This is a genomic window from Mesorhizobium sp. P2_E6 (genome assembly GCF_056403835.1).
On sequence record NZ_JBFUEQ010000007.1, the window covers coordinates 176518 to 194912 of the forward strand.

20 protein-coding genes are annotated in these 18395 nt (G+C 62.5%); 10 read left to right on the forward strand and 10 right to left on the reverse strand.

Annotated elements, in window-relative coordinates; all coding sequences use genetic code 11:
• The first annotated feature begins 16 nt into the window (after nucleotides 1-16).
• Complete coding sequence (locus tag AC1D08_RS19235) at nucleotides 17-1228, forward strand: acyltransferase family protein (protein WP_477423758.1); 1212 nt, start codon at nucleotides 17-19, stop codon at nucleotides 1226-1228.
• Nucleotides 1229-1384: 156 nt separating this feature from the next.
• Nucleotides 1385-1687 (forward strand): DUF982 domain-containing protein, encoded by a 303-nt coding sequence (locus AC1D08_RS19240; protein ID WP_457154663.1) that lies wholly within the window; start codon nucleotides 1385-1387, stop codon nucleotides 1685-1687.
• Between the two features lie 132 nt (nucleotides 1688-1819).
• On the opposite strand, the gene AC1D08_RS19245 is transcribed toward AC1D08_RS19240, so the two are convergent.
• Together AC1D08_RS19245 and AC1D08_RS19250 are read right to left on the reverse strand one after the other, a co-directional pair.
• Nucleotides 1820-2014, reverse strand: a complete 195-nt coding sequence (locus AC1D08_RS19245; RefSeq protein ID WP_457154662.1) for a hypothetical protein — start codon at nucleotides 2012-2014, stop codon at nucleotides 1820-1822.
• Nucleotides 2015-2159: 145 nt separating this feature from the next.
• Complete coding sequence (locus AC1D08_RS19250; RefSeq protein ID WP_095084645.1) at nucleotides 2160-2396, reverse strand: DUF6894 family protein; 237 nt, start codon at nucleotides 2394-2396, stop codon at nucleotides 2160-2162.
• A gap of 221 nt (nucleotides 2397-2617) precedes the next feature.
• Between AC1D08_RS19250 and AC1D08_RS19255 the strand changes: the two genes are divergently transcribed.
• Nucleotides 2618-3337 (forward strand): Crp/Fnr family transcriptional regulator, encoded by a 720-nt coding sequence (locus tag AC1D08_RS19255; RefSeq protein WP_477227958.1) that lies wholly within the window; start codon nucleotides 2618-2620, stop codon nucleotides 3335-3337.
• A 38-nt stretch (nucleotides 3338-3375) separates the two neighbouring features.
• Here AC1D08_RS19255 and AC1D08_RS19260 read toward each other — a convergent pair whose 3' ends face one another.
• Nucleotides 3376-3873 (reverse strand): YciE/YciF ferroxidase family protein, encoded by a 498-nt coding sequence (locus tag AC1D08_RS19260; RefSeq protein ID WP_477227959.1) that lies wholly within the window; start codon nucleotides 3871-3873, stop codon nucleotides 3376-3378.
• Between the two features lie 442 nt (nucleotides 3874-4315).
• Here AC1D08_RS19260 and AC1D08_RS19265 point away from each other — a divergent pair, with 442 nt between their 5' ends.
• The 7 genes from AC1D08_RS19265 to AC1D08_RS19295 are packed head-to-tail and all read left to right on the forward strand — an operon-like array spanning nucleotide 4316 to nucleotide 12525.
• Nucleotides 4316-4405, forward strand: a complete 90-nt coding sequence (locus tag AC1D08_RS19265; protein WP_095084642.1) for a K(+)-transporting ATPase subunit F — start codon at nucleotides 4316-4318, stop codon at nucleotides 4403-4405.
• Nucleotides 4406-4439: 34 nt separating this feature from the next.
• A complete protein-coding gene (gene kdpA, locus AC1D08_RS19270; RefSeq protein ID WP_477227960.1) occupies nucleotides 4440-6143 on the forward strand; it encodes a potassium-transporting ATPase subunit KdpA in 1704 nt (567 codons plus the stop codon).
• 25 nt (nucleotides 6144-6168) lie between these two features.
• Nucleotides 6169-6378: a hypothetical protein gene (locus tag AC1D08_RS19275; protein WP_095084640.1), complete on the forward strand. Its 210-nt coding sequence runs from the start codon at nucleotides 6169-6171 to the stop codon at nucleotides 6376-6378.
• Nucleotides 6375-8468: a potassium-transporting ATPase subunit KdpB gene (gene kdpB, locus AC1D08_RS19280; RefSeq protein WP_095084639.1), complete on the forward strand. Its 2094-nt coding sequence runs from the start codon at nucleotides 6375-6377 to the stop codon at nucleotides 8466-8468. The genes AC1D08_RS19275 and kdpB overlap by 4 nt, the downstream gene beginning before the upstream one ends.
• A gap of 11 nt (nucleotides 8469-8479) precedes the next feature.
• Nucleotides 8480-9043 carry a potassium-transporting ATPase subunit KdpC gene (kdpC, locus tag AC1D08_RS19285; RefSeq protein ID WP_457154564.1) on the forward strand — a complete coding sequence of 188 codons (564 nt, stop codon included), beginning with the start codon at nucleotides 8480-8482 and terminating at the stop codon, nucleotides 9041-9043.
• A gap of 57 nt (nucleotides 9044-9100) precedes the next feature.
• Complete coding sequence (locus AC1D08_RS19290; RefSeq protein WP_477423760.1) at nucleotides 9101-11836, forward strand: DUF4118 domain-containing protein; 2736 nt, start codon at nucleotides 9101-9103, stop codon at nucleotides 11834-11836.
• Nucleotides 11833-12525: a response regulator transcription factor gene (locus tag AC1D08_RS19295; protein WP_457153126.1), complete on the forward strand. Its 693-nt coding sequence runs from the start codon at nucleotides 11833-11835 to the stop codon at nucleotides 12523-12525. The genes AC1D08_RS19290 and AC1D08_RS19295 overlap by 4 nt, the downstream gene beginning before the upstream one ends.
• A gap of 100 nt (nucleotides 12526-12625) precedes the next feature.
• Here AC1D08_RS19295 and AC1D08_RS19300 read toward each other — a convergent pair whose 3' ends face one another.
• The 7 genes from AC1D08_RS19300 to AC1D08_RS19330 all read right to left on the reverse strand — a co-directional run bounded on the left by AC1D08_RS19300 (nucleotide 12626) and on the right by AC1D08_RS19330 (nucleotide 18383).
• A complete protein-coding gene (locus AC1D08_RS19300; RefSeq protein WP_457153125.1) occupies nucleotides 12626-14062 on the reverse strand; it encodes an MFS transporter in 1437 nt (478 codons plus the stop codon).
• Between the two features lie 203 nt (nucleotides 14063-14265).
• Nucleotides 14266-14748 (reverse strand): DUF992 domain-containing protein, encoded by a 483-nt coding sequence (locus AC1D08_RS19305; protein WP_457153124.1) that lies wholly within the window; start codon nucleotides 14746-14748, stop codon nucleotides 14266-14268.
• Nucleotides 14749-14944: 196 nt separating this feature from the next.
• Nucleotides 14945-15421, reverse strand: a complete 477-nt coding sequence (locus AC1D08_RS19310) for a DUF992 domain-containing protein (protein WP_095084635.1) — start codon at nucleotides 15419-15421, stop codon at nucleotides 14945-14947.
• A gap of 189 nt (nucleotides 15422-15610) precedes the next feature.
• Nucleotides 15611-16462, reverse strand: a complete 852-nt coding sequence (locus AC1D08_RS19315) for a tetratricopeptide repeat protein (RefSeq protein WP_457153123.1) — start codon at nucleotides 16460-16462, stop codon at nucleotides 15611-15613.
• Between the two features lie 192 nt (nucleotides 16463-16654).
• On the reverse strand, nucleotides 16655-16933 hold the full coding sequence (gene rpsU / locus AC1D08_RS19320) for a 30S ribosomal protein S21 (RefSeq protein WP_023810129.1): 279 nt from the start codon (nucleotides 16931-16933) through the stop codon (nucleotides 16655-16657).
• A 177-nt stretch (nucleotides 16934-17110) separates the two neighbouring features.
• A complete protein-coding gene (locus tag AC1D08_RS19325; RefSeq protein ID WP_457153128.1) occupies nucleotides 17111-17497 on the reverse strand; it encodes an SET domain-containing protein in 387 nt (128 codons plus the stop codon).
• Nucleotides 17498-17624: 127 nt separating this feature from the next.
• Nucleotides 17625-18383 carry an SDR family oxidoreductase gene (locus tag AC1D08_RS19330; protein ID WP_477414581.1) on the reverse strand — a complete coding sequence of 253 codons (759 nt, stop codon included), beginning with the start codon at nucleotides 18381-18383 and terminating at the stop codon, nucleotides 17625-17627.
• Between the last annotated feature and the right edge of the window lie 12 nt (nucleotides 18384-18395).

Consider the following 18395-nt stretch of genomic DNA (forward strand, 5'->3'; position numbering starts at 1 on the left):
TCTCTGGCCCGCCTTTGTGGTCGTCGCGCTGCTTTGGCCGCTAGCAGGCTTGCCGCTGTTTCAGCGTGTCGGCTTCGAAGCGACCGCGGCCAGGGTCCGGGCGATCGACGGAATGCGTGGCTATCTGGCGCTTGCCGTCGCACTCCACCACGCCGTCATCTACCATGAATTCCTGACGACCGGCACATGGAAGTATCCGCCCTCCGCTTTCTACGGCCTGTTGGGACAAATGGGGGTGTCCTTCTTCTTCATCATCTCCGCCTATCTGTTTTGGGGGAAACTGCTATCGGCAAAGGCCTCCGTGGATTTTCCGACCCTGTTGCTCAAGCGGGCTTTCAGGATCGGGCCGCTCTACATTTTGGCCGTCGGCGTGGCGATGGCCTTGGAGGTCGTTGACGGCCGGATCGATTATTCGACCTTCGCAACCTACGAGCGGGCATTTTTCAATCTGCTGTTTGGTGTCTTTGGCTATATCCCGCTTTCGAGTGCCCGCGTCTGCGTCTTGGCCTGCGTAACCTGGACCTTGCCCTATGAATGGCTGTTCTATTTCAGCCTGCCGATCGCAGCCATATTCAGCCGGCACCCGGTTACCCGCATAGGATTGCCGGCCGTTCTGCTGGCTTTTTCCATTGTCATGTCAATGAGTGGAGGCAGCGGCGCCTACAGCTATCTGGGACTTTTCGCAGGGGGCATGTTGTGCGCGACGCTTGAAGCAAACGCGCTGCTGGTGAAGGTGCACCGGCACGTCCTGTCCGCCATCGCCCTGGCGCTGCTGGTGTATGTTTTTGCCACCTATAGGGTTGCTTACGCGCCGGGACCGATGCTGCTGTGCACCGGTGCCTTCTTCCTGATCGTCTCGGGCGCCGATTTCTTTGGCCTTCTGACTGCCAACCGTTCAGTGCGACTGGGCGAGATCAGCTATGGCATCTTTCTCTTGCAGGGGCTTGCCTTCGTCGCGATATTTTCCATCGCGCCCGTGCGGATCTTCGCCCTGGACAACGCCACCCAGTATTGGCTTGTGATCGTGATGGCGATGGTGCTTCTGCTCCTCATGGCGCTGGTCGCGCACCTTTTTGTTGAAAAGCCCGGCGTCTCGCTGGGAAACAGGCTTGCGGCAGTTCTTCGCCTGTCGAAGCAGCGTGAGACACGCGAGGCTCCAGTCGCGAGTGAAGCAAGGTCCTGGCGGATGCCGACCAGCCTCACACGACAATCCGCCGATCGCTCATAGCGCTTGTGCGGGCATCGCGATCCAAGGATGACCGCCGCCTTCATATAAAAGCGCACGGTCTGGAACCTCCTGCCACGCGGCGCGTTTCACCGCGTCCCGTTCGTGGACCAGCCCGGATATCTCTCCTGGCGCTGCGATAAATCAGGAGCCCGTTTCATGCACGACAAGCTGTTTCATTCACCGGTCGCACTGACCGTCGGCCTTGGCTTCAAGCGCGAGATTGCCTCGCTGGCCGAAATGCACGATTTCCTGACCAATTGGACGACTTCCCGCCGCGGCCCGCTTTATCGCAACGCGATGAAGGCATGTGATCTCGCGGTTCCGGGTTATGTGACCATCGAGCAGGCGCGCCGTGCGCTGGTCGAATTTGCCCAGGCTTCCGGCATCCTGTGGCCGGATCTCGAGCCGACCGCGGGTGTGCACGCAGTTGCCCGTGGTTATGGCGGTTACGCCGCCTGACGCGACCTCCCATCCTGGTGGCTAGTCTACACCAGCCATCGCAGGAAGCCCGGCTCGACCCAGCCGGGCTTTCGCTTTTTTACGAGCTATAGGAAATCACAGATGCGGGCTGTGTATGTTGAGCGACAATTATTACGTCGAACGTGCGCGTCGCCGTGGCGGCTTGGGGCCTGCCGACGCCGGCTCGTCCGCCGACTGCGCGGCAAGGCGCAGAGCTCTCAGCCTGGCCGTCTTTTCCTCTCGCGCCGCTCGCTCGGCGGCGGTCACGATCAGCGACTCATGCTTGGCGCGTTCGTCGCGCTCCGTATCGACTTTCGCGCGATTCATATGTCGGTCCTTCCGCTGCTGGGACGTCGGTTTCGGAACCGTTGTCACCTCAATCAGTCTCCGCATGGTGCAGCGGTGCGGCGGCGGTGACGATTACAAATGATGACCAGTGGAATCTTTCGGTCCGAGCCTTGGGCCGAGGCTCTCAGTCACACCACCCCGACGAGACGACCAGCGATGCTTCGAAGACATGGCGCCCGCTCTCGTCCCGCACTTTCACGGTGATGACCGTGCGATCGTTCTCGATCATCTCGTCGCGGACGATGTCGGGCAGTATGCGAATCGCCTCTCGCCGCAGGCGTTCGCGCGTTTCGAACACCTGCCCGTCATCGTCGACCGTCAGACCATCACCATTGTAGAGGTCGAGGTAGTATCTGGGCATGATGCGCTGGACCTCCTGGTGATGACGTGCGCGAGAGATTCAACCGACAATTCACGGACCGAACTGTTGTTCCACCTGAGGTGGCGTTTGCCGGTGAATAAGTGCACTCTAACAAATGTTAATGCCTGGCCCCGTCCGAAGACCTAGTGCTTCCGCAGCCGCCCCATGCTTGCGCCAAACGAATTGGCGATCGGCTCTGAGCCCCTTCGCTGGAGATAGCGGTGCTTGAATCCCTTTATCTGAACCTTGGCCAACACGACGCGCTCTCCGACGGCGAGAAAGCGTTGCTGGCCGGTGCCATGACCTTCGAAAGGCATTTTGCGACCGGACAGGACATTGTCGCCTCGGGATCGCGGCCGACTTACTCGACTTTGATCCTCGACGGCCTGGCGGCACGCTACAAGGTGCTGGAGAATGGCGGCCGACAGTTCACCTCATTGCAGGTGCCTGGCGACTTCGTCGATCTCCACGCTTTCCTGCTGAAGACTATGGATCACGGCATCGTTGCCCTGTCGCCTTGTCATGTCATGTTCGCCGATCACAGCCGGCTGCGTGCCATCACCGAGGAGGCACCGCATCTGACCCGGCTGTTGTGGCTGGACACGCTGGTTGATGGCGCCATTCACCGCGAGTGGATCGTGGCGATGGGACGCCGCTCCAAGACCTCGCATCTGGCCCATCTCGTCTGTGAACTTTTCGTGCGCTTGCAGGTGGTGCAACGCACCAACGGCATGAGCTTTCATCTGCCGCTTTCACAGGCCGAACTGGCCGACGTGCTTGGCCTCTCGGTTGTGCATATGAACCGCGTTATCGGCGCCTTGCGCAAGGTCGGCGTCGTCAACTGGGCGAACCACACGGTGACCATTCTCGACTGGCACCGGCTGCAGGAAATAGCCGAGTTCGACCCGACCTATCTCAGCATGATGCGGGAACCGCGCTAGCTCGTTCCTGGCGCGGCTCACCGATCATGAGTTTTGGGTTACGCCGCTTCGGCTGCAACGTTCACAGCCGATACCGCGATCTGCGTCAGGGCTTCGTCGGTGGCCTTCTCCTCCTTCAGCGTGGCTTCGAGAAGCGTCACCGCATCATTCAGGCCGAGTTCGCCGGCCCAGGTCCTAAGCGTGCCATAGCGCGAAATCTCGTAGTGTTCGACCGCTTGCGCTGCCGCGAGAAGGCCGGCGTCGAGCGCCGGAGATTCCTTGTATTCCTCCATGATCTCGGCGCCTTCCTCGGTGATGCCCATGATGGCCGCACACGTCTTGCCGACCGCCTTCTTGCCGATGACGCCGAAGACCTTCTCCAGCCTTGCGACATGGCCCTCGGTCTCGGTGCGATGCTTTTCGAAGGCCGCTCTCAGGTCGGCGCTTTGCGCGGCCTTGGCCATTTTCGGCAGCGTCGCCAGGATCTTCTTCTCGGCGAAATAGATGTCCTTCAGGGTGTCGTGAAACAGATCGTCGAGCATTTTCTGCTTTGCCATGGTCGTCTCCTGTGGTGAGCCCTCAGGTCGACAATCTCGCATTGGAAGTTTTGTTCCGCTCGTTCCGGCAATGACGTCCCCAGCGACCCAAATTTGTTGGCCCGGGGCCGGCCATGAGTCGGGCGAAAAACCTTTATAAAATTCCTATTTCTTTCCTTCCCGCCCCGTCTCGAACCTTTATGGCGATCGGGTCCATATTCCGCCTTGAGCAAAAGTTGGCGCCGTCACACCTGAAGTATGGCGGGCCGCTTTTTACGCAATCGCCGACCTGTTTACGCAATCGCCGACCTGCCTGTGGCAGGCGCTACGGTCGAAAGTAGAAGATCGGAAGCAAGGAACAAGCACAATGGACATCGTCGTTCTCGGGATCGGGATTTTGTTTTTTGCCCTGTCCTTCGCCTACATCAAAGCCTGTGACATTCTCTAACGCGAGGATCGCGAAATGCTCGTCGACTATATTCTCGGTGGCAGCGTGACGCTGTTCCTGCTCGTCTACCTGACATACGCCCTCGTTCGTCCAGAACGCTTCTGACGGCAATAGACGCAAGGTCCGGAAAGCTACAATCATGACACTCAACGGATGGCTACAGATCCTCGTCTACTGCGGGATCGTCGTTTTGCTGGTGAAGCCGCTCGGCGGCTACATGTACCGCGTCTTCAACGGCGACCGGACATTTCTTTCGCCGGTTCTAGGCCCGATTGAACGCGGGCTCTATCGCATCGCCGGCACCAGTGAACGCGAGGAGCAACACTGGACCGCCTATGCGGCAGGCATCATGCTCTTCAGCGTTGCCAGCTTCCTGGTGCTTTACGTTCTGCAGCGGCTGCAAGGCGTCCTGCCTTACAATCCCGCGGGCATGACCGCTGTCGAACCCAACCTTGCCTTCAACACCGCCGTCAGCTTCGTGAGCAACACCAACTGGCAGAACTATGGTGGCGAGAGCACGATGTCCTACCTCGTGCAGATGGCTGGCCTCACCGTGCAGAACTTCCTGTCGGCGGCGGTCGGCATCGCCATCGCGGTCGCGCTGATCCGTGGTTTCGCCCGTGCCTCGGCCAAGTCCATCGGCAATTTCTGGGTCGATATGACCCGCTGCACCCTCTATGTGCTGTTGCCGCTCTGCATCGTCCTGACCCTTGTCTACGTCTATCTCGGCATGCCGCAGACGCTCGGCCCGTACGTCAACGCCACCACGCTTGAAGGCGCGCAGCAGACGATCGCGGTCGGTCCGGTCGCCTCGCAGGTGGCCATCAAGATGCTCGGCACCAATGGCGGTGGCTTTTTCAACGCCAATGCCGCGCACCCGTTCGAAAATCCCGACGCGATCTCCAATCTGATCCAGATGGTGACGATCTTCGCACTCGGTGCTGCCCTGACCAACGTCTTCGGCCGCATGGTCGGCAACCAGCGCCAGGGCTGGGCGATCCTGGCCACGATGGGCGTCCTGTTCATCGCCGGTGTCGCCGTCTGCTACTGGGCGGAAGCTGGCGGCAATCCGCTGGTGCACGCGCTTGGCATCGACGGCGGCAACATGGAAGGCAAGGAGACGCGCTTCGGCATCGCCATGTCGGCCCTGTTTGCAGTCGTCACCACCGCCGCATCCTGCGGCGCGGTCAATGCCATGCACGACAGCTTCACGGCACTCGGCGGCTTCATCCCGATGATCAACATGCAGCTCGGCGAAGTCATCGTCGGCGGCGTCGGTGCCGGCTTCTACGGCATCCTGATGTTCATCGTCGTCGCCGTCTTCGTTGCCGGACTGATGGTTGGCCGCACGCCCGAATATCTCGGCAAGAAGATCGAAGCCAAGGAAGTCAAGATGGCGATGCTGGCCATCCTCTGCCTGCCGCTGGCGATGCTGGTCTTCACGGCCATCGCCGTGGTCCTGCCGAGCGCTGTGGCATCCATCGCCAATGGCGGGCCGCATGGCTTCTCCGAGATACTCTACGCCTATACCTCGGCGGCAGCGAACAACGGCTCGGCCTTTGGCGGCCTCAGCGGCAACACGCCCTGGTACAACATCACGCTCGGCATCACCATGCTGATGGGACGTTTCCTGGTCATCATTCCGGCGCTGGCCATTGCCGGCTCGCTGGTGGCCAAGAAGACGGTCCCGGCCTCGGCGGGCACGTTCCCGACCGATGGCCCGCTGTTCGTCGGCCTGCTGGTTGGCGTCATCCTGATCGTCGTCGGCCTGACCTTCTTCCCGGCACTGGCGATCGGGCCGATCGTCGAACACCTGGCAATGATCCATGGGCAGACATTCTGATGCCGCCCCGTCTTGGATAGAAGTCATGTCCTGGTTCAACACCACGCGTCGCAAGGCTCGGCCCAAGGCCGATAATGAGGGGGAGGCAACTCCCCCTCCCTTCCCGAGCGTATCCACGTTCCTGGGCATTGCGGCGGTCATGATCGTGATCTGGCTGCTGGTCTATGGGCCGCCCTTTTCGGCATCCGATCGATCGGTGCCATCCAACAACAGCGAAGCCGGAGCTCCAAAATGAGCCACTCAAAATCCGCGAGCATCATGGATGCTAGCATCCTCTTGCCCGCTATCGGCGGGGCCTTCAAGAAATTGAACCCGCGCACCCTCATCAGAAATCCGGTGATGTTCGTCGTCGCCGTCGTTTCGGCGCTTACGACCGTGCTGTTCGTCAGGGATCTGATCACCGGCGGTGGCGATTTCAGCTTCACGCTGCAGATCATCATCTGGCTGTGGTTCACCGTGCTGTTCGCCAATTTCGCCGAAGCTGTCGCCGAAGGCCGCGGCAAGGCCCAGGCGGATTCGCTGCGCAAGGCCCGCACCGAAACCCAGGCCAAGCTTTTGACCGGCGAAGATCGCACGAAATACAAACTCGTGCCCGGCACCAGCCTCAAGGTTGGCGATGCCGTGCTGGTCGAGGCCGGCGACATCATCCCGTCGGACGGCGAAGTGATCGAAGGCGTCGCTTCCGTCAACGAAGCGGCGATAACAGGCGAATCCGCGCCAGTCATCCGCGAATCCGGCGGCGACCGTTCGGCGGTCACCGGCGGCACACAGGTGCTGTCCGACTGGATCCGCGTGCGCATCACCGCGGCATCGGGCCATACCTTCCTCGACCGCATGATCTCGCTGGTCGAAGGCGCGGAACGCCAGAAGACGCCGAACGAGATCGCGCTCAACATCCTGCTCGTCGGCATGACGCTGATCTTCGTGCTGGCGACGGCGACGATCCCGAGCTTCGCTTCCTATTCGGGTGGCTACATCTCGGTAACCGTGCTGGTCGCGCTGTTCGTCACCCTGATCCCGACCACTATCGGCGCATTGCTGTCTGCCATCGGCATCGCTGGTATGGACCGCCTGGTGCGCTTCAACGTGCTGGCGATGTCCGGACGCGCCGTCGAGGCGGCCGGCGACGTCGACACGCTGCTGCTCGACAAGACCGGCACCATCACGCTCGGCAACCGCCAGGCGACCGAGTTTCGCCCGGTCAAGGGCGTCACCGAGCAGGAACTGGCCGACGCCGCCCAGCTCGCTTCGCTTGCCGATGAAACGCCGGAAGGCCGTTCGATCGTCGTGCTGGCCAAGGAGAAATACGCCATCCGCGCCCGCGACATGGCAACGCTGCACGCCACCTTCGTGCCCTTCACCGCGCAGACCCGGATGAGCGGCGTCGATATCGACGGCTCCTCGGTGCGCAAGGGCGCGGTCGATTCCGTGCTCGCCCATGTCAGCCAGTCGACGGTCGCAGCCCACGCCACACGGCCCGGCAGCGATACCGTCAGGGACCTCCAGGCGATCGCCGACGAGATCGCGAAGTCGGGCGGCACGCCGCTGGCGGTCGAGCGTGACGGGCGCTTGCTGGGCGTCGTCCATCTCAAGGACATCGTCAAGGGCGGCATCCGGGAGCGCTTCGCCGAACTGCGCAAGATGGGCATCCGTACGGTGATGATCACCGGCGACAACCCGATGACGGCCGCGGCGATCGCCGCGGAAGCCGGCGTCGACGACTTCCTCGCCCAGGCGACGCCCGAGGACAAGCTGAAGCTGATCCGCGACGAGCAGGCCAAGGGCAAGCTTGTCGCCATGTGCGGCGACGGCACCAACGACGCGCCGGCCCTTGCCCAGGCCGATGTCGGCGTCGCCATGAACACCGGCACGGTCGCCGCGCGCGAGGCCGGCAACATGGTCGACCTCGACAGCGATCCGACCAAGCTGATCGAGATCGTCGAGATCGGCAAGGCGCTGCTGATGACGCGCGGTTCGCTGACCACCTTCTCGATCGCCAACGACGTCGCCAAGTACTTCGCCATCATCCCGGCGATGTTCGCCGTGTTCTACGTCGCGCCGGGGCAAACGACCGGCCCGCTGCAGGCGCTCAACATCATGCATCTGGCGACGCCGCAAAGCGCTATCCTGTCGGCCATCATCTTCAACGCGCTGATCATCATCGCGCTGATCCCGCTGTCGCTGAAAGGTGTCAAATATCGTGCCATCGGCGCCGGCGCGCTGCTCAGCCGCAACCTGCTTGTCTACGGCCTCGGCGGCATCATCGTCCCCTTCGTCGGCATCAAGGCGATCGACATGATCGTCACCGCCCTCGGCCTCGCTTAAGGAATACGTCCATGCTCACCCAGATAAGACCCGCGATCATCATGATCGTCTTCTTCACGGTGCTGACCGGCCTCATCTATCCGATTGGCATGACCGGCATCGCCCAGGCGCTGTTCCCGCGCCAGGCCAATGGCAGCCTGATCGAAAAAGACGGCAAGGTCGTCGGCTCCGAACTGATCGGCCAGGCCTTTGCCAGCGACAAGTACTTCCATGGCCGCCCTTCGGCAGCAGGCGACGGCTACAACGCCGCTGCCTCCAGCGGCAGCAACCTCGGCCCGACCAACCCCAAGCTGATCGACCGCATCAAGGGCGATGCCGAAAAGCTGAAAGCGGAGAATCCGAATCAGCCCGTACCGATGGACCTGGTGACGACGTCCGGCAGCGGCCTCGATCCGCACATCAGCCCGGAAGCGGCCTACTTCCAGGTGGCCCGGGTGGCCAAGGCCAGGGGCGTCGATGAGGCCAAGGTCAAGGCGCTTGTCGACAGCCAGGTCGAGGGCAGGGAACTCGGCTTTATGGGAGAACCGGTGGTCAACGTGCTCGGTCTCAACCTTGCGCTGGACGCCGCGAAATAGTGAATGGTGGGTGCCGGGGATCGACACTACCCCCGGCGCCATCCATGATCGATGCTGATGCCGGACGACAGCCGCAACGAAACCAGACCTTCTCCCGACGCGCTGCTCGATCATGCCGAGCGGGAGGAACGCGGCCGCCTGAGAATATTCCTGGGTGCGGCACCCGGCGTCGGCAAGACCTACGAGATGCTGATGTCGGGCCGCGCCAGGCTGGCCGACGGCGTGGACGTGGTGATCGGCGTCGTCGAGACGCATGGTCGCAAGGAAACACTGGCCCTGGTCGAGGGCTATGAGGTCATTCCCCGCCGCAAGGTCGACTACAAGGGGCGCGTCCTCGACGAGATGGATATCGACGCCATCCTCGCCCGGCGTCCGGCGCTGGTTCTCGTCGACGAACTCGCCCACACCAACGCGCCTGGCAGCCGCCACCCCAAGCGCTACCTCGACGTCCAGGAAATCCTGACGCGAGGCATCGACGTCTACACGACGCTCAATATCCAGCACGTCGAAAGCCTGAACGATGTCGTCGCCCAGATCACCAAGGTCAGGGTCCGCGAGACGGTTCCCGATTCCATCATCGACCAGGCCGACGATGTCGAGATCATCGATCTCACCCCCGACGACCTGATCAAGCGGCTCGAGGAAGGCAAGGTCTATTTCCCCAACACTGCCCAGCGCGCCATCGAGAACTATTTCTCGCCCGGCAACCTGACGGCGCTGAGGGAATTGGCGCTGCGCCGCACCGCCCAGCGCGTCGACGACCAGTTGCTGATCCATATGCAGGCGCATGCCATTCCCGGGCCGTGGGCTGCAGGCGAAAGGGTCCTCGTCTGTCTCGACGCGCGCCAGGGAGGCTCGGCCCGCGTCCGCTATGCACGCAGGCTGGCCGACCGGCTTCGCGCGCCGTGGACGGCGCTGCATGTCGACAGCCCTCGCTCGGCCAGCATGCCGGAGGAGGACAAGGACCGACTCGCCACGAACCTGCGCCTCGCCCAACAGCTTGGTGCCGAGGTGACGACCATTCCGGGTCAGAATTTGGCGCAGGACATCGTGCGTTATGCGACGGCGAACAATTTCACCCATATCGTGGTCGGCAGGCCGACCCGGTCGCGCTGGCGCGAATTGATCGAAGGCTCGCTCACCTACGATCTCATCCGCAATGCCGGTGACATCAGCGTCCATGTCATTTCTGGAAACGAACGCAACACCGAGGCGACGTCGAGGAACGTCAGGGCGGCGGACGAGCAGTGGCAGTTCCAGATATGGCCCTATCTCAAGGCCACGGCCTATGTCATGGGCTCGCTCGCCTTCGCCGTCCTTCTCGACCAGTTCCTGGACGTTCGCAACCTCGCCATCATCTTTCTCGTCGGGGTGCTGGCATCGGCGGTGACCGGCGGATTGTGGCCGGCTCTCTATGCCTGTCTCGCCAGCGCGCTCGCGTTCAACTATTTTTTCCTGGAGCCGCGCTACACACTGACGATCCGGGATCCGGAGAGCATCGTTGCGCTCGGCGTGTTCCTGGTTGTCGCCGTCATTGCTAGCAATCTGACGGTGCGCGTCCAGCGTCAGGCGATCGCCGCCCGCTCGCGGGCGCGGGCCACCGAGGACATCTACCTCTTTTCAAAGAAGCTCGCCGGCGCCGGCACACTCGACGACGTTCTCTGGGCCACCGCCTTCCAGATCGCCTCGATGCTGAAGCTGCGGGTGGTGTTGTTGCTGCCGGAAGACGGAACGATCACCGTCAAGGCCGGCTATCCGCCCGACGACACGCTGGCCGAGGCCGACATCGCAGCCGCCCGCTGGGCCTGGGAGCATGACCGTGCCGCGGGACGCGGCGCCGACACGCTTCCGGGCGCCAAGCGCCTCTATCTTCCCTTGCGCACCGGGCGCACGGCAATCGGCGTCGTCGGCCTCGACAACGACAAGCAGGGTCCGTTGCTGACGCCCGAGCAGCAGCGCCTGCTCGATGCGCTGGCCGACCAGGCGGCGGTCGCCATCGAGCGCATCCAGCTCGTCGCGGACGTCGACCGCGCCAAGCTCGCGGCCGAGGCGGACAGGCTGCGCTCGGCACTTCTCACGTCCATCTCGCATGATTTGAAGACGCCGCTCGCCGCCATCATGGGCGCGGCCGGCACGCTGAGGGAATTCGCACCGGCACTTCCCGAACAGGACCGGGCGGAGCTGCTGACGACCGTGCTAGACGAATCCGAGCGGTTGAACCGCTTTATCGCCAATCTGCTCGACATGACCAAGATCGAGTCCGGCGCGATGGAGCCGAACTATGCTTTCCATTATGTCGGAGACATCGTCGGTTCCGCCCTGCAGAGGGCCAGGAAAATCATCGCTGAGCACAAGACCGAGATCGACATCCCCAGCGATTTGCCGATGTTGAAAGTCGACCCCGTGCTGTTCGAGCAGGCGCTGTTCAATCTCCTCGACAATGCAGCGAAATACGCGCCGCCCGGCTCGACGATCCGGATACAGGGCTGGACCGACAATGGTTCCGTTATCCTGCAGGTCATGGATGAAGGGCCGGGCATCCCTCCCGGCGACCTGGAAAGGATTTTCGATACGTTCTACCGAGTGCGCAAGCGCGACCAGGTCCGCGCCGGCACCGGGCTCGGCCTGTCGATCTGCCGCGGCTTCATCGAGGCGATGGGGGGCACGATCACGGCGGCAAACCGAACCGACCGTTCGGGCGCGGTCTTCACCATCAAGATGCCGAAACCGGCGAACCAGCCCGATCTCGATGCCGCCAATACGGACGACAACGAAATGGGTGACTTGGCATGACAAACTCGAACGTCAGGATATTGGTTGTCGACGACGAGCCGCCGATCCGCAAGCTGCTTCGTGTCGGGCTCGGCAGCCAGGGCTACGCGATCAGCGAGGCGCCGAACGCCAAGGCAGCGATCGAACTGATGGATGCGGAGAAGCCGGATCTCGTCCTGCTCGATCTCGGCCTGCCCGGCATGGGTGGCCACGAGCTGTTGCGCAAATGGCGCGACGACGGCCTCGACATTCCGGTGGTCATCCTGTCCAGCCGCACCGACGAGGCCGGCATCGTCCAGGCTCTGGAACTTGGCGCCGACGACTATGTCACCAAGCCGTTCGGGATGAATGAGCTGGTTGCGCGCATCCGCGTGGCGCTGCGCCACAAGTTCCAGCAGCAAGGTGAAAAGCCGGTGTTCCAGACCGGCGACCTGTCCGTCGATCTGGTCAAACGCATCGTCAAGGTCGAAGGCAAGGACGTCAAGTTGTCGCCGAAGGAATACGAGATCCTGCGTATCCTCGTGCAGCACGCCGGCAAGGTGCTGACCCATCATTTCCTTTTGAAGCAGGTCTGGGGCGATTCGACCGACGTGCAGTATCTCAGGGTCTATGTGCGGCAGCTCAGGCAGAAGATCGAGAAGACCCCCGACCAGCCGCGCTATATCACCACCGAGACCGGTGTCGGCTATCGACTGCGAGAGGTCGAATAGAGGCCGTTCGACGTGACGCTCTATCTCTTTGTTTCAAAGCAATTCCCTTAGGGAAAGCGCCAATCGCTTTTCCCGGGTTTCACACTTTCCTCGAATTGCTTTAACCAACAGCCTCCTGCAGGTGGTTTGCCGTCGACGATGTCCGCAAGGCCGCGAGGCAGCCCACAACGCCGAGCGGCACGAAGGCAAGAAACAGCCAGGACGCGACATTCGCGGCCGCGTCATGATTCAGTCCTTCTGAAAAGCCGCTGGCATTGGCAACGATCCCGGCAAGTGCTGCGCCCACAGCGTAGCCGATGCGCTGCATGGTTGGCACGGCCGCCGAGGCGATGGTCTGCTCGTCCTCCGGGGCGGAGGCAACGATGACGCGCGTCAGGAACGGCCAGGCGATGCCGAAGCCGCCACCCTGCAGCAGGGCGCAAAGCAGGATCAGCGGAATGGAGCCCAGCGGTATCGTATAGGCAAAGCCGGCGATGCCTGCCGCGATCATCAGCGCGCCGCCAACGATGATCAACCGCTCGCGGTGCGGTGGCGCATTGGCGACGAGGATCGACAGGATCGACCAGGCGATCGATTCGGCGGCGATGATGTAGCCGGTGGTGAGCAGCGGGATGTTGTGCAGGCTGGTCAGGATCAGCGGCCCGTAGACGCCGAAGGAACAGGTCGCCACCGAAAAGGCGGCGACCATGGTCATGCCTGCGCCGACCGGTGTACGCCAAGAGAACAGCCGCGCCGGAAAAAGCCGGGAGCGCGGCTTCAGCGCGTCGATGTAGAAGAACAGCACCAGGCCGATGAGGCCGAGGGCCATCAGCACCGACGAGCGCAGCAGGGCGATGTCAACGCCTGCCGAGGCGATCAGCACCACGGCGACGGCAAGGCAGCCAAGCGCGGCGAATGGGAAGGGCGGCGCCTTGCCCGCGGTCGCCTGCGGCCTGGTGGCCTCGGGCGTGTTGAGGACAATCAGGCTCGCCAGCGCCATCGCAGTGCCGCCGAAGGTGAAGATACCAAAGGCCCAGCGCCATGACAAAAGCTCGGTCATGATCGCGCCGAGAAGCGGGCCGCTGAAGGCGGCGACGCCCCAGATCGCCGACATGATGCCGAAAAGCTGCGGCCAGATGGCGCGCGAGAACAGCCGTTCGACCGAGACGAAGGCCAACGACACCAACGCGCCGCCGCCAAGCCCCTCGATCAGGCGGCCGGCAAGGAACAATTGCATGGAAGGCGAGATGGCGCAGATCAGCGCCCCGGTGGCATAGAGGAGGGCGGCAACCACCATGTTGGTGCGCAGCGCCACATAGCTCACCAGCCGTCCCGCCGCGGCGCCGGCGACGATGGCGCCGAGTTCATAGATGGCCAAAGACCAGCCGACGAGCTGGACGCCGGCCAGTTCGCCGACCATGGCCGGCATCACCGTCGCCACCATCGTCTCGTTGGTGGCGTGCAGCAGGATGCCGAGGCTGATGAAGCAGAAACGCGCCAGGTCGCCGCTTGCCCACAAAGCGCGCCAGTCGACCCTGTTTGTGCTGATTCCGGTCATTTCCACCCCTGCCTTCCATATCTCGATGCCAGCGCATGGCGCCAGAAGCCAGTATGGGTTTCCGGCAGGACCATGCGCAGGCGGGAGCGTGCATCGCGCGCCGCGTCGAGGGCGCCGCTCCAGTCGGGGCAGGCTTGTAAAACCTCAACCGGGGTTGAGCTCAAGCGAAATTTTCGAGATTTTTTCGGGAGGCGACCGGGCGATCAATTCTCGGTGCTGCGCAACTGGAACTGACTGACGCCGATAGCGAGGTTGATGCCGGTCTGCGTCTGCAGGCTGAGTGGCTGCAGGGTGAAGGCCTGCGAGGAGCCGCCGACCAGCAGATTGGCGCCGGCGCCGACGGCGGCCGTTACCTCGGCGCTGGCGCCGATATAGTCGCCGGCCAGCGCGCCCGGCGCGTAGATGTTCTTCAGCGGTGTCAGCACGATCCACTGCATCACCGTCTGCTTCGTGGTGCCGATGTCGAGGCCGTATTTGTTGACGGCGCCGAAATAGGCTTCCGGTGCAAAGGTCTTGTCGGCGGGGTTGAAGGTGCAGCTCAAATCCTTGCTCGAGCCGAAGATGAAGCCGGTGCCGCCGCCGATGGCGCAATCCAGGACGCCGAGTTCGATGCCCTTGTCCTGTGCATGCGCCGCTCCGGCAAGCGTGGTGGCGAATATGGCAGCAGCGATGGCTGTCTTTGGCATGCAGTCCCCCCAGCGGTTCGGAACCGCTCTATCTCTTTGTTTTGACGCAATTCCCTAGGGAAAGCGCCACGCGCTTTTCCTGGCAAAACCGTTTCACCTTTTTCCCGGTATTGCCTAAGAATCAAACGGCGCGGAACCATCCTATCTGGTTCCGCGCCGTAAATAGAGGGTCGTGGGAGCGCATGGCTCCATGCAATTACTTGAGCGAGTGGATCAGCTCCAGCGAGGTCACGGCCACGGCGAGGTTGACGCCGGTCTGTGCTTGCACGCTGAGCGGCTCCAGCATGAAGGCGCTGTTGAAGCCACCGACCAGCAGGTTGGCGCCACCGCCTGTCACCACGCTGGCCTCGGCATTGACACCATAATAGCTGCCGGCGAGATCGCCCGCATCACGTTCGCGCGTTGCCGCCAGCACGGCCCAGACGAGCTGGCCCTGATGCGTCTGGCCGACATCGACGCCGATCTTGGAGATGACGCCGGTGTAAATCTCCGACGGTCCGTGGTGGTAGGGGCGGAAGACACAGGACACGCCCTTGTTGGAAGCGACGATGTAAGAGGTGCCGCCATCAATGGTGCAGTCGAGCGTTCCGAGCTGCAGCTTGCCGGCGCTGGCAGGGGCGGCGGCGAACACCGTCGTGGCGAGGGCCGCGGCGCAGGCGAGTTTCTTGATCATGGGAGGGTCCTTTCGCAAATTGCTTGGAATAACGGCTTGGGTGGCCAGACCGTTCCCCTGAAAACTTGGCGCGAACAAGGCACGCGCCAACACCTTGCCGCCGGGGTTAATGCGCGGTTGCCGGATTGATGGGTTTTCAAGAGCCGCGCGCTAGTTCGGGCGCACAACGGGCAGCGCTTTGATTGGCGCCTAAGTCGCACCGCTGACGCGGGCGAGGCCATCCTTGGCCGGCTGGTAGGTCGGATCAAGATGCACGGCTTCGCGGTAGGATTTCCCCGCCTTGACCTTGTCGCCGCGCCGCTCGTAGATCAGCGCCTGATTGGCCCAGGCCTCGGCGTTCTTGCCGTCGAGCTTGATCGCCATGTTGAAGTCGGCAAAGGCGTTGTCTTCGTCGTTGGTGGCCAGATAGGAAAGGCCGCGGCCGTTGTAGGGTTCGGCGGCGTCCGGCGCTAGCGAGATGGCGGTCGAGAAATCCTCGATGGCGAATTTGTGCTGGCCCTGGCTCTGATAGATCAGGCCGCGATTGTGATAAGCGCGCGCATCGGTGGTGTCGAGCTGGATTGCCTTCTGGAAGTCGTTGAAGGCATCCTGGGTGCGACCCGCCTTGCGGTAGAGATTGCCGCGGCCGATATAGGCGGCGTCATAATTGCTATTGATCTGGATCGAACGGTTGTAGTCGTCGAGCGCGGCCTTCTGATTGCCGAGGAAGCGCTGAATGAGCGCACGGTTCGAGTAGGCCTGGTAGAAATTCGGGTTGAGCTGGATGGCGGTGTTGAAATCCTGGAGCGCCGCCTGGTACTGGCCGCCACGGCCATAAGCGGAGCCGCGCACATTGTAGCCTTCGGGATCCTTGGGATTGCGCTGAATCACCGCCGACAGCGAGGAGATGTTCTCGCTCGAGCCTTGCGCCTTGTCGATGTTGTTGAATTCGCCTGTAGGGCCCGCCGTCTGGCAGCCGGCCAGCGCCAGCCCGGAAAGCAGGGCTGCCGTCAGGGCAAAGCCGCGCAATTGGGTTCTGCGCTCCACGCTGATTGCGTTCATGTCTGCCCTGTCCTCACTTCAGTCGCGTCACTCGGGTCCGGGTCCCCCCTCCGGGCCGGGTCAAAATTGTCGTAAAGCGTTAGAGCGTCTTTTGAGCGTTCAAGTGGACGCATGTCGCCCTAAACAAAAAGGTGGCGGCGATTCCGCATCGCGCCACCTCTGGTATCCTTCGAAAAGGACGAAAAATTGGCGTTAGAACCGCGGCGGGCGCGGAGCACCACCTGCACCGCCGGCGGCGCCAGCAGCAACCGGACGCGGCGTCATCGGCAGCAGGCCTTCGCGCTGTGCGCGCTTGCGGGCCAGCTTGCGGGCGCGGCGCACGGCTTCGGCCTTTTCACGGGCGCGCTTCTCGGAAGGCTTCTCGTAATGGCCGCGCATCTTCATTTCGCGGAAAATGCCTTCGCGCTGCATCTTCTTCTTGAGCGCGCGAAGCGCCTGATCAACGTTATTGTCGCGGACGAGTACCTGCACGGGCAATCCTGTCTTTCGGGTTTGATATCAACAGGCAAGCGGCCATAGCCACAAGCCTCCGCGGCGATCTACACCACGAATTGTGGCGGCTGATAGCAGAATCAGGCCGCGCTGTCCACAGCCGAAATGAACATCAGCGGCAAACCGCAGCCGGTTTGCCGCTGGATCGGGAGCCGACTACGCCGTAGCGAGGTGAAGCCGCTCGAAATCCTCGAAGAACTCACCATAGTCGCACGTGATCTCCTCCCCGGCCGCGATGTCGCGGGTAGCGATGGCGCCGCCATACTGCGAAAAATCCGTATTCGGCCGTTCGGCGTGATTCATGAAACGCCCATTGTCGACCTCATAGACCATGAAACCGGGACGGTCCGGGCTTGGATAGGCATAGCGGTCGAGCAATTCCCTCAGATGCGAGGGGGCTGCCTCGTATTTTTCCATCGGAATCAATCGGTCGAAATCCGGATCGAGCCGCCAGATCGAGGCGCCTTTCCTGATCGGTTCGGCGGCGAACACGCCGACGCCTTCGATTGCACTCGCAGCCACGTAGGTTCTGATCAGCATCATGGTTCCAGGACCTGTATTGGCAAAAGACCCGTTTCGACAGGAAACGGCATCGCCAAATCGCACGGAAAAAGCAAGACCGGCCGTCCACCTTGCGACAATCAACATGCATCCTGGCGGGGAAAAGCCTTCACGTCCGGTTGATCGACACGCCGCCATCGGCAAACAGCGCGGCTCCCGTGGTGAAGCTCGATGCGTCGGAGGCAAGGTAGAGGGCCGAACGGGCGATCTCTTCCGGTGTCGCGATACGCTTCAACGCATGCAGGTTTTCGACGAAAGCTCGCGACTCAGGGGTCTTGAAGGTCGCTGCCGGCGTGTCGGTGCCGCCGGGCAGCAGCGCGTTGACCCGCACGCCCTTTGGGCCATATTCAGCGGCCAGCACCTGAGTCAGCCCGATCAGCCCGGCCTTGCTCGCGGCATAGCTGGTCATGCCGGGCATGCCAACGGTGTTACCGACGAAGGTGGAAGTGAAGATCAGCGAACCACCGCCGCGCTCGATCATCGCCGGCACCTGATACTTCGCGCCGAGAAACGCGCTGGTGAGGTTGGTGTCGAGCGTCTCGCGCCATCCATCCAGCGACAGTTCCGAAATCGGACCCATCAGGCCGACGGCGCCGGCGTTGTTGAAGGCGATGTCGAGCCCACCGAATTTTTCGACAGCCAGATCGACAAGGGCTTTCGCATAGGTTTCGTCGCGGACATTGCCGGCAAGGGCGACGGCCGTGCCGTCGGCGTCGGCTATCTCGGCCACCAGCGCATCGAGCTCGGCCTGACGGCGGGCAGCGACGATGACCTTGGCGCCTTCCTCGGCGAACAGTTTCGCGGTGGCGCGGCCGATGCCGGAACTGGCGCCGGTGACGATGGCGATCTTGTTGGCGAGTGCAAGCATCTTCTGCATCCT